The sequence below is a fragment of the Streptomyces sp. NPDC006743 genome, assembly GCF_040703815.1.
Taxonomy (GTDB): Bacteria; Actinomycetota; Actinomycetes; order Streptomycetales; family Streptomycetaceae; genus Streptomyces.
In genome coordinates this window covers 60839-71685 of the sequence record NZ_JBEYJA010000044.1, presented here as the reverse complement: position 1 = coordinate 71685, position 10847 = coordinate 60839, and the positions used below count along the sequence as shown (strand labels likewise).

At 71.9% G+C, this 10847-nt stretch carries 10 protein-coding genes; all 10 read right to left on the bottom strand.

Features of this window, described 5'->3' with window-relative positions; translation table 11 throughout:
- On the bottom strand, positions 1-212 hold a 212-nt coding region (locus tag ABZ719_RS28585), incomplete at its 3' end, for a flavodoxin-dependent (E)-4-hydroxy-3-methylbut-2-enyl-diphosphate synthase (RefSeq protein ID WP_366728056.1).
- A gap of 4 nt (positions 213-216) precedes the next feature.
- Complete coding sequence (gene hpnH / locus ABZ719_RS28580; protein WP_037863097.1) at positions 217-1239, bottom strand: adenosyl-hopene transferase HpnH; 1023 nt, start codon at positions 1237-1239, stop codon at positions 217-219.
- Between the two features lie 5 nt (positions 1240-1244).
- Entirely contained in the window at positions 1245-1931 is a 687-nt protein-coding gene (locus tag ABZ719_RS28575; RefSeq protein ID WP_366728055.1) for a 1-hydroxy-2-methyl-2-butenyl 4-diphosphate reductase, read from the bottom strand.
- Positions 1931-3955: a squalene--hopene cyclase gene (gene shc, locus ABZ719_RS28570; protein WP_366728054.1), complete on the bottom strand. Its 2025-nt coding sequence runs from the start codon at positions 3953-3955 to the stop codon at positions 1931-1933. Before shc ends, ABZ719_RS28575 begins: the two co-directional genes overlap by 1 nt.
- A 113-nt stretch (positions 3956-4068) precedes the next feature.
- Positions 4069-5199, bottom strand: coding sequence for a polyprenyl synthetase family protein (locus tag ABZ719_RS28565; RefSeq protein WP_366728053.1), 1131 nt, complete (start codon positions 5197-5199; stop codon positions 4069-4071).
- Entirely contained in the window at positions 5196-6701 is a 1506-nt protein-coding gene (gene hpnE, locus ABZ719_RS28560; RefSeq protein ID WP_366728052.1) for a hydroxysqualene dehydroxylase HpnE, read from the bottom strand. Before hpnE ends, ABZ719_RS28565 begins: the two co-directional genes overlap by 4 nt.
- A gap of 136 nt (positions 6702-6837) precedes the next feature.
- The gene (gene hpnD, locus ABZ719_RS28555; protein WP_366728051.1) at positions 6838-7788 is read right to left on the bottom strand and encodes a presqualene diphosphate synthase HpnD; all 951 of its coding nucleotides are present in this window, start codon (positions 7786-7788) and stop codon (positions 6838-6840) included.
- Positions 7785-8681, bottom strand: coding sequence for a squalene synthase HpnC (gene hpnC, locus ABZ719_RS28550; RefSeq protein WP_366728050.1), 897 nt, complete (start codon positions 8679-8681; stop codon positions 7785-7787). Before hpnC ends, hpnD begins: the two co-directional genes overlap by 4 nt.
- A 364-nt stretch (positions 8682-9045) precedes the next feature.
- The gene (locus tag ABZ719_RS28545) at positions 9046-9858 is read right to left on the bottom strand and encodes an ABC transporter ATP-binding protein (RefSeq protein ID WP_366728049.1); all 813 of its coding nucleotides are present in this window, start codon (positions 9856-9858) and stop codon (positions 9046-9048) included.
- Positions 9851-10780: an ABC transporter permease gene (locus ABZ719_RS28540; protein WP_037863109.1), complete on the bottom strand. Its 930-nt coding sequence runs from the start codon at positions 10778-10780 to the stop codon at positions 9851-9853. Before ABZ719_RS28540 ends, ABZ719_RS28545 begins: the two co-directional genes overlap by 8 nt.
- Positions 10781-10847: the final 67 nt, after the last annotated feature.

Genomic DNA, 10847 nt, shown 5'->3' with positions numbered 1-10847 from the left:
ACCCGCACGATCTGACAGCCCGACGCCGTCAGCTCCGCGATCTGCTGCAACGTCGCACCGACGTCCGACGTACGCGTCGTCGTCATCGACTGCACCGACACCGGGGCCCCGCCCCCGACGGCCACCGGCCCGACCTGGATCCGCCGCGACACGCGCCGCTCGGCGACCGGCCGGGCCGGTACCTCGGGAAGGCCCAAGGAAACGGCCGTCACCGGGTCAGTCCCGGTTTCCGGAGACGGTCTCGCGCATGGCGCGCAGGGACTCCTTCAGGGACCCCATGGTGGCCAGGACGGCGGTGGGCTCGTAGCCGCAGTGCGCCATGCAGTTGGCGCAGCGCGGGTCCTTGCCGCGGCCGTACTTGTCCCAGTCGGTCTTCTCGATGAGTTCGCGGTACGTCGGGACGTAGCCGTCGCTCATCAGGTAGCAGGGGCGCTGCCAGCCGAAGAGGGAGTAGTTCGGGATCGCCCAGGCGGTGCACGGGAAGTCGACCTTGCCCTCGAGGAAGTCGAGGAACAGCGGCGAGTGGTTGAGCCGCCAGCGCAGCCGGTTGCCGCCGGAGAAGGCCTTCCTGAACAGCTCGCGGGTCTGCTCGACGCCGAGGAAGTGCTCCTGGTCGGGCGCCTTCTCGTAGGCGTAGGCGGGCGAGATCATCATCTCGTCGACCTTGAGGTCGTCGTTGAGGAAGTTGAGGACCTCGATGATGGTCTGCGGGGTGTCGGTGTTGAAGAAGGTGGAGTTGGTGGTCACCCGGAAGCCGCGCCGCTTGGCCTCCTTGATGGCCGCCACGGCCTCGTCGAACACGCCCTCCTTGGCCACCGACTCGTCGTGCCGCTCGCGCAGGCCGTCGATGTGCACGGCGAAGGCGAAGTAGGGGGACGGCTTGAACTTGTCCATCTTCTTGCGCAGCAGCATGGCGTTGGTGCACAGGAAGACATACTTCCGCTTGGCCACCAACTGGCGCACGATCTCGTCGATGTGAGGGTGCATCAGGGGCTCTCCGCCCGCGATGGACACCATCGGCGCACCCGACTCCAGCACCGCGCCCACGGCCTGGGCGACCGGCATGCGCTGCTTGAGCACTCCGGCCGGGTGCTGGATCTTGCCGCAGCCCTCGCACTTCAGGTTGCAGGCGAAGAGCGGCTCAAGCTCCACGATCAGCGGGAACTTGTCCCGCTTGCGCAGCTTCTGTTCGGCCAGATATGTAGCGACCTTGATGGACTGGCGCAGTGGCATGGCCATCTGGCTCACCTCCTGGGGAGCAGCACATTACGGTGCCATTCGAAGAAAGTAGGAAGGACGGCGCGGAGAACGCGGACGGCGGATATGCCGCCGCGCACCGTGCCGATGCGTACGAGTTCGTGTTCCGGGGCGTCCACGACCACCCGGACGGCCGCGACCGGGCGCTCGCCGGCGCGGACGGCGCTCAGCAGCGTGGCCGCCGACTCCATGTCGACCGCGATCGCGCCGGTGGCGCGCAGGTCGGACCGCTCGGGACCGCGCACCACGTGGTCGGAGCCGGTGACGGGCCCGGTGTGGACGGTGCGGCCGGGCAGGGCGCGGGTGAGTTCCTTCACCAGCAGTTCGGTGCCGACGCAGGCGACGGTCCCGCGCGGGTCCCGGGTCTCCTCGGCGACGACGAGGTCGCCGGGGTGCATGCCCGGGGCGAGGCCGGCGCAGAAGCCCGTGGCCAGCACGGCGGCCCGGGCCAGCGCGGGCCCGGCGAGGGCCCGGGTGACGGAGCGTTCCGCCGCCCGGGGGCCCATGCCGGTGCGCAGGATGTCCACCGGCCCTCCGGCCCGGTACCGCTCCGGACCGCCTCCCGCGCGCCGGCCCGCCCGCCGCGCGCCGCGGTCGCCGCTGCGCAGGGCGAAGTGCTCGATGCCGAGCGCGCAGGCGATCAGCAGCGGGTCCGGGGCGGGCTGGGTTCTCATCAGCTGCCCTGCGCCTCGACGCGGGGCCGGTCGCCCGGCGTCTTGCCGGCGAAGGGATCACCGTGGACGTAGCGGCCGAGCGCGGTGAGCGGGAACACCTGCCGGTACAGGTGGTAGTTGATGGAGAAGTCCCAGGGGAAGCCGGTGCCGGTGAAGTACGGCTCGTCCCACGAGCCGTCCTCCCGCTGGGTGCCGGCCAGCCACTGGATGCCGCGCTCGACCGCCTCGGACTCCCGCTCCCCCGCCGCGAGCAGGGCCATCAGCGCCCACGCGGTCTGCGAGGCGGTGGAGGCGCCCCTGCCGCTCCACTCCCTGCTGTACCGGTAGGAGCGCAGGTCCTCGCCCCAGCCGCCGTCGTCGTTCTGCACGCGCTCCAGCCAGGCCACCGCGCGGCGGATCGCCGGGTGGGAGCCGGGCAGGCCGGCCGCGGTCAGCGCGGGTACGACGGAGCCGGTGCCGTAGATGTAGTTGACGCCCCAGCGGCCGAACCACGAGCCGTCCGCCTCCTGTTCGGCGAGCAGCCACTGGATGCCGCGCCGGGTGCGCGGGTCGTGGGCCAGGCCCTCGACGGCGAGCATCTCCACCACGTGCGCGGTGACGTCGGCCGACGGCGGGTCGATGACCTCGCCGAAGTCGCAGAACGGCAGGCGGTTGGGGAAGGGACTGGTGTTGTCGACGTCGAACGCGCCCCAGGCGCCGTTCTTCGACTGCATCCCGAGGTTCCAGCGCACCCCCCGGCCGATGGCCTTGTCGACGCGTTCCGGGTCGTGGTGGCGGACCCGGCGCAGCGCGAGGACCACCTCGGCGGTGTCGTCGATGTCGGGGTAGTTGTCGTTGTGGAACTCGAACGCCCAGCCGCCCGGCGGCAGTCCGGGGCGGCGCACCGACCAGTCGCCGGGGCGCACGATCTGTTCACCGAGCATCCAGTCCGCGGCCTTCACCAGCTGCGGGTGGTCGGCGGGCAGGCCGGCGTCGGCGAGCGCGATGGTGGCCAGGCAGGTGTCCCACACCGGGGACTGGCAGGCCTCGATCATGCGGGCGCCGTCCTCGCGCCGGACCGCGAAACGGTCCAGCGACTCCAGGCCCGCGCGCATCACCGGATGGTTGAGGTCGTAGCCCATCAGGTGCAGGGCGATGACGGAGTAGACGGCGGGCGGCTGGATGCCGCCCCAGCAGCCGTCGTTCTCCTGGCGTTCGATGATCCAGCGCACGGCGGCGTTCATCGCGGCCCTGCGCAGCCGCTTCGGCGCGACCTTGCGGAAGGCCTGCAGGCCCTTGTCCAGGCGCTGGAAGACGCCGTCCCAGCTGGCCGCCGGGGCGAGCGGCCGGGGCGGGTTGGGGTGCCGCGGGTCGGTGTGCAGCTCGTCCAGCGGGAACGGCGCGGGGCGCACCGGGCGCTTGGCCGAGACGATGGTGAGCGGCACGATGGTCTGCCGGGCCCAGCAGCCGAAGTCGTAGATGTTGAGCGGCATCCAGTCGGGGAACCAGATCAGCTCCGGTGGCATCTCCGGCAGGTCTTCCCACTTCCACCAGCCGAACAGGGCGAGCCAGATCCGGGTGAAGACGCGGGAGGCGGCGATGCCGCCCTGCGCGCGGATCCAGGCCGAGGCCTTCGCCATGTGCGGCGCCCCGGGCGCGTCGCCGGCCAGGCGGAGGGCGACGTAGGCCTCGATGGTGGTGGACAGTTCGCCGGGGCCGCCGTAGAAGGTGGCCCAGGTGCCGTCCTCGCGCTGCTCGCCGCGGATGAAGAGCGCGGCGGCGCGGGTGGTCTCCTCGTCGGCGATGTTCAGGAACTGGCGCAGGAGCAGGTCCTCGGCGTCCATCGTGACGTTCGTCTCGAGGTCGCCCTTCCACCAGCCCTCGGCGTCCTGCTGGGCGAGCAGGAAGTCGGTGGCACGCCGGGTGGCGTGTGCGGCGGCTTCTTGTACCCCGGCCGTCACGGGGGTGGTGAGTACGCTTTCGCTGGCCGCGGCAGCGCGGGTCGGCAGTGCGGCCCCGGTGCTTCCGTCGGTCGTCGCTGTCATGGCTTCCCCTTCGTGCAGTCGTGCAAGTCGTGCTGCTGTGGGTCCGCCGTCGACCGGTGCCTGAAACCTTTCGGCACCGGCCGGCGACTACGCGAGGGTGGTTCCGATAGTGATCATCTCTTTCGTACGACGACGAAGTCGGCGAGCGCCGTGAACGCGGACCTGACCCGGTCGGGCATGTTCACGGAGTCGAGGGCTTCGATGGCGATGGTGTGCTGACGGCGCGCCTCCTGGGCGGTCCACTCCCGGCCGCCCGCCTCCTCGATGAGGGCGGCGCGGGCCGCGAACTCCTCCTCGGAGAAGTTCGCGAAGTCGCTGCTCTTGGCGTCGGCGGCGAGGATCTCGCCGAGCCGCTCGGAAGCGTCGCCGCCCGCCGCGAGCGCGGCCACCACCGGCAGGGACTTCTTGCGCTGGCGCAGGTCGCTCCAGGTCTGTTTGCCGGTGGCCTCCGGGTCGCCCCAGATGCCGAGGAGGTCGTCGACGGCCTGGAAGGCCAGGCCGAGGTGGTGGCCGTACTTCTCGAGCGTGTCGGCGGTCTCGTCGTCGGCGCCGCCGAGCACCGCGCCGATGGAGCAGGCGCAGGCGAGCAGGGCGCCGGTCTTGTTGCCCTCCATCTCCAGGCACTCGGCGACGCTGACCCGGTCGCGGTGCTCGTAGGAGATGTCCTGCGCCTGGCCGTCGATCAGGGCGCGGGTGGCGGTGGTCAGGCGGCGGGCGGCGCGGCCGGCCTCGACGGTGCCCAGCTCCAGCAGGACCTCGTTGGCGAGGGCGAACAGGGCGTCGCCGACGAGGATGGCCTGGGCGGGGCCGTGCACCTTCCAGACGGTGTCGCGGTGGCGGCGCTGTTCGTCGCCGTCCATGAGGTCGTCGTGCAGCAGGGAGAAGTTGTGGACGAGTTCGACGGCGACCGCGCCGGGCACTCCGGCCTCGGGTGCGGCGCCGGTGACCTCGGCGGAGAGCACCGCGAGGGCGGGGCGCACGGCCTTGCCGCCGTCGCCGTCCGCCGGGTTGCCGGCGGCGTCGATCCAGCCGAAGTGGTAGGCGGCGACGGTGTCCATCGGAGGGGCCAGGCGGTCCACGGCCTCCCGCAGGACCGGAGTGGCCAGGGTCCGTCCGCGCTCCAACAGCGCGGTCACGTCCACCGCGGTCTGCCGAGCGGCCGGGGGCACAGTGGGCACAGTCTCTCCTCTTGTCGCGGTACCGGCGGTGCGGGGGGCCGCGGTGGGCTGGTGGGCGGCCTTCACCGGATCCCCCCTCGCTGGGCGGCGCCGGTCTCTCCCGGTTGTCGGCCGGGACCCCGGGGGGTGTCCCCGGGGAAGGTGCGGGGGGCCGCCTCCGGCGCAGTGAAGAGGCGGCTCGGACGGGGCCGGCCCAGGGCGCGCAGGGCGGCGTCCGCGGCGCTCACGCCGCTGCGGACGGCGCTCTCCATGGTCGCGGGCCATCCGGTGGCGGTCCACGCGCCGGCCAGGTACAGGCCGGGAGCCTTGGTGCGTGCGCCGGGGCGCAGCCGGCCCACGCCGGGGGTGGGGGCGAACGTGGCCGTGCGCTCCCGGGTCACGAAGAAGTCCTTCACCTCGGCGCCGCGCGCCCGCGGCAGCAGCCGCCGCAGCTCGGGCAGGTAGCGCTCGCGCAGTACGGAGACGGGGGCGTCGATCTCGTCGTGGGCCACCGACTGGGACAGGGCGAGGTACTGGCCCTGGCGCAGTCCGGAGGCCTCGGTGCGGTCGAAGACCCACTGCACCGGTGTGCCGAGGGCGGCGACGAAGGGCCGGGCGAGGACCTTGCGGTCGTAGACGACGTGCACGTTGAGGATCGGTGCCGTGCCGATGTCGAGCAGCCGTTCGGGGGCGTCGAGGGCGCCGGGCGGCAGCAGGCCGTGGGCCTCGCGCTGGGGCACGGCGAGGACGACCGTGTCGGCCCGCAGCGTCTCGCCGGGAACCTGGACGCTCCAGCCGCCGTTCTCGTTGGTGGAGACGGAGGTGACGCGTGTACGGACCTCGGTACGGACGCCCGCGGAGTCGAGCGCCTTGCGGGCGAGGCGGTCGTGCAGTTCGCCCAGCGGGACGCGGGCCCAGCCGATGTCGGCGGCGCCCGGGTCGGACAGCAGACCGGTCTTGAACACCATCGCGGCCAGCCCCAGTGAGGCGTCGGAGGCGACCGCGTTGAGGGTGGCGACCCCCACGAGGTCCCACAGTGCCTCGACGGCACGGGCCGACTGGCCGTGCGCGGCCAGCCAGCTCCCGAAGTCCTGGGAGTCGAGGGCGGGGTCGGCCGGGTCCAGTGCCTTGAGGGCGAGTGCGGCGCGGCCGACGCGGGCGCGCTCGGCGAGCGAGAGGTGCGGGTAGGTGGCCAGGCTGCGCCCGAGGTGCAGGGGCACGGGCAGTGCGTCGCGGCGCAGTCTGCCGAGCCGGCGTCCCTCGGGTCTGCCGGCGTCGAGGACGGGCACGTCGAGCCGGTCCTGCAGCGGGGCGAGCGCGGCGCCCCCGATGCGTTCGAGGAACCAGCGGTAGGCGGTGCAGCAGCGCAGGTAGACGTGCTGTCCGTTGTCGACGGTGAGGTCGCCGCGCCGGAAGGAGAAGGCGAGTCCGCCAAGGCGGGGCCGGCCTTCGAGGAGCGTCACGCGCACCCCGGCGTCGGCGAGGGCGAGCGCGACGGTCACCCCGGCGAGGCCGCCGCCGACGACGACGGCGTGCCGCCCCGGCACCGCCGCCGCGAGTGGTCCGCCCGGTCGCGTCCCGTCCGTCATCGTGCGCCCTCCCCTGTCCGTCCGCCGCGGTGGGCGCGTGCTCCCCGGCCGGCCGTCGCCGTCAGTGACGCCGTGGGGCGGTGCGGGGTTGCCCGCGGTTCGTCGCCCTGCTGCTGTTCGTGGTCGGCCTGGGCCATCAGGCGCGCCTCCTGACGGCCTGCCGGGTCACGTGCCGGGTGTCCAGGCCGGACAGGCCGCGCACGGCGACGTAGGCCTTCTCCCGGCCGGGCAGGGAGACCCGGCCGCGCAGCACGGCCTCGGGTTCGCGTGCGATGCGGTCGAGCAGGCGGCGGTAGATGCCGGCCATGGCGGCGACGCAGGCGCCGCTGCGCCGGTCCAGCATGGGCAGCAGCTGGTAGCCCTCGGCGAACAGGGCGCGGGCGCGGCGCACTTCGAAGTGGACGAGGCCCGCGAAGTCGGAGCCCTCCGGCGGGGTGGGCCCGTCGAAACCGGCCGAGCAGCCGAACTTGGCGAGGTCGTCGGCGGGCAGGTAGGTGCGGCCGCCCTCGGCGTCCTCGCGCACGTCGCGCAGGATGTTGGTCAGTTGCAGCGCCAGGCCCAGCGTGTCGGCGTACTCGGGGGCGCGCTCTGCGCCGCGCGCGCCGGGCTCGGTGCCGAACACACCGAGGGAGAGCCGTCCGATGGCGCCGGCGACGCACCTGCAGTAGACCTTCAGGTCGTCCCAGGTCTCGTAGGTCTCGCCGCGGACGTCCGCGAGGACGCCGTCGATGAGTTCGTCCAGGCCGCCGAGCGGGATCGGGAAGGTGCGGGCCGCGTGGGCGAGCGCGACGGCGACGGGATCGGTGTCGTCGTCCTCGACCGCTCCGTCGCGGATGCGGCCGAGCAGGGCCCGCGTGTCCTGGAGCCGGGCCTCCTTGACGTCGCCCGCCAGCGCGCCGTCGCCGATGTCGTCGACGCGCCGCGAGAACGCGTACAGGGCCGACATGGCGCGCCGCTTGGGCGCCGGCAGCAGCCGGATGCCGTAGGCGAAGTTGCGGGCCTGCTGTCCGGTGACGGCCTCGCAGTAGCTGTAGGCGGCGAGTACCGGTGCGGACGCGTGCTGTTCCGACTCCACGGCCCGGATCACCCCTCTCCTCGCAGAGTCACGCCCACCTCGCGCAGCAACTGGAGCTTGCCGGGCTTGGGCGGGCCGGGAAGTACGTCGTGTTCGGCGGCGGCGATCGCGCGGAGCGCCGCCCTCCCCCCCGCCACGAACCCCGCGAGCAGCAGCTTCAGCCTGCCGTGGACGCTACCCACCAGGGGGGCGCCTTCATTCAGGAGTTCACGGGCGCGTTCGGCTTCGTACGCGACCAGTGCGCGCACCGACGCGCCCGCGGTGGGCGTGGCGAGATCCGCCTCCCGGACGTGAAAGCGTTTCATGTCCGAGGCGGGCAGATAGATGCGGTCGCGTCCCATGTCCTCCGCGACGTCCTGGAGGTGCTCGACGATCTGCAGGGCGGTGCAGACCGCGTCGGAGCGGCGGATCCGCTCGGGGGTCGAGGTGCCGGTGACGGCGAGGACGAGACGGCCGACGGGGTTGGCGGACAGCTCGCAGTAGGCCAGCAGGTCGTCGTAGGTCTCGTACCGGGTGACGAGCTGGTCCTGGCGGTTGGCGGCGATCAGCCCGAGGAACGGCTCGGGGGTCAGGGCGCGGCGGCGGACGGTGGGCTGCAGGCGGCGCAGCAGGGGGTGGCGCGGGGTGCCGTCGAAGACGCGGCGCAGGTCGGCCTCGAAGGCATCGAGGAGGACGAGGCGGTCCTCGGCCTCCTCGGGCGGCACACCGAGCAGCCGTGCGTCGGCGCCGCCGGGGGCCAGGTCGCCGTCGCCGATGTCGTCGACCAGACGTGCGAAGCCGTAGACGGCCATCAGGTCGGTGCGCCAGGCGCGGGGCAGGAAGAAGGGCGCCACGGGGAAGTTCTCACCCGCGGCCTTGCCGAGTGTGGCGCGTTCCGGGTCGAGCGCCGTGGTCGCCCCGGTCATCGTCCGCTGCCCGGCGCATGGACGGCACATGCTGCGGTGAGCAGGGGAGTTTCCGTAGCCATTGCCGTCACATCTCCCGTTCTACACTGCCGACCCGACACACACTATTTCGGACACGCCGCCCGGCCCTCCGGGCAGCGGCCCTGACGGAGGGTGTCGCGCATTATCTCCCCACATGCCGCTTTCCGGGACCGGTACAGCTTACGTTGTACAACGATGCGGGTCGCAGGGGGGGTGTCCTGCACATCACAACAACACACCGATCCCGTTCAAGATTCCTAAGCAGCGTACGAGTTGACGGTTCCTTTACGGACGAAGGGGCCCCGCCGGAAGAGTTCCGGCGGGGCCCCGCCACCGCGTCCGTCTATTTACCCGTGAACTTCTCGTACTCCTTGAGCACCTCGCCGGTGGGCCCGTCCATCCGCAGTTCCCCGCGTTCCAGCCACAGCACCCGGTCGCAGGTGTCCCGGATCGACTTGTTGTTGTGGCTGACCAGGAACACGGTGCCCGCTTCCTTGCGCAGCTCACGGATGCGTTCCTCCGAGCGCTGCTGGAACTTGCGGTCGCCGGTGGCCAGCGCCTCGTCGATCATGAGGACGTCGTGGTCCTTGGCGGCGGCGATGGAGAACCGCAGGCGCGCCGCCATGCCGGAGGAGTACGTCCGCATCGGCAGCGTGATGAAGTCGCCCTTCTCGTTGATGCCCGAGAAGTCCACGATCTCCTGGTAGCGCGCCTTGATCTCCTCGCGGGACATCCCCATGGCCAGGCCGCCGAGGATGACGTTGCGCTCGCCGGTGAGGTCGTTCATCAGCGCCGCGTTCACGCCGAGCAGGGAGGGCTGGCCGTCGGTGTAGACCTTGCCCCTCTCGGCCGGGAGCAGGCCCGCGATGGCCCGCAGCAGGGTGGACTTGCCCGAACCGTTGGAACCGATCAGGCCGATCGCCTCGCCGCGGTAGGCCACGAAGGAGACACCCTTGACGGCGTGCACCTTGCGCACCCCGCGCGCCGAGTCGTCCGAGCCCCGCTTCAGGATCCGGCTCAGGGCCGCGGTGGCGCTGCCCCTGCCGCTCTTCGCGCCGTTGACGCGGTAGACGATGTGCAGCTCGTCCGCGATGACGGTGGGGATCCGGGCCCCGCCCTCGCGCGCGGTGTCCGGGCCGCTGTTGTGCTCAGCCACGTCCGTACCTCTCCTCGGCCTTCCAGAAGTACACGAAACCGCCGGCGAAGAAGACCACGGCCCACAGCAGGGCGACGGCCCACACGTGCGGCGGGAGGTGCGAGGCACCGTAGCCGTCGATCAGCGCGAAGCGCATCAGGTCCATGTAGACGGCGGCAGGGTTGACCTGCATCAGCCGGATGAACCACTCCGGCCGGCCCTTGAGCATGCTGTCGATGGAGAACATCACGCCGGACGCGTACATCCAGGTCCGCATGATGAACGGCATCAGCTGGGCCAGGTCGGGCGTCTTGGCGCCCATCCTGGCCACGATCAGCGACAGACCCGTGTTGAACAGGAACTGCAGCACCAGCGCCGGGACGATCAGCAGCCAGGACATGGCGGGGAGACTGCCGAAGGCGATGACCATGACGAACAGCACGATCATCGAGAACAGCAGCTGCTGGAGCTGCTGCAGCGCGAAGGAGACCGGCAGCGAGGCCCGCGGGAAGTGCAGGGCCCGCACCAGGCCCAGGTTGCCGGAGATGGCGCGGACGCCGGCCATGACCGAGTTCTGCGTGAAGGTGAAGACGAACACGCCGGTGACCAGGAACGGCAGGTAGGTGTCGTGCGACAGGCCGCGGTTGGCCTTGAGGATGACACCGAAGATGAAGTAGTACACGGCCGCGTTCAGCAGCGGTGTCACCACCTGCCAGAGCTGGCCGAGCTTGGCCTGGCTGTACTGGGCGGTCAGCTTCGCCTGGGAGAAGGCGAGGATGAAGTGGCGCCTGCCCCACAGCTGGCGTACGTACTCGATGAGCGTGGGCCGGGCGCCGCTGACGGACAGGCCGTACTTGGCGGCGAGCCGGTCCGCCGGAAGGCCCTCGTCGGGCGGCGAAGCCGCGCCGAGGGCGACAGGGCCGTCATGCGTTGTCTCACTCACAAGGGAATACTTTCGTCTTCGAGATGCGCAGCCTGTGCGGATGGACGGGCATGGCACGGGCACCGGC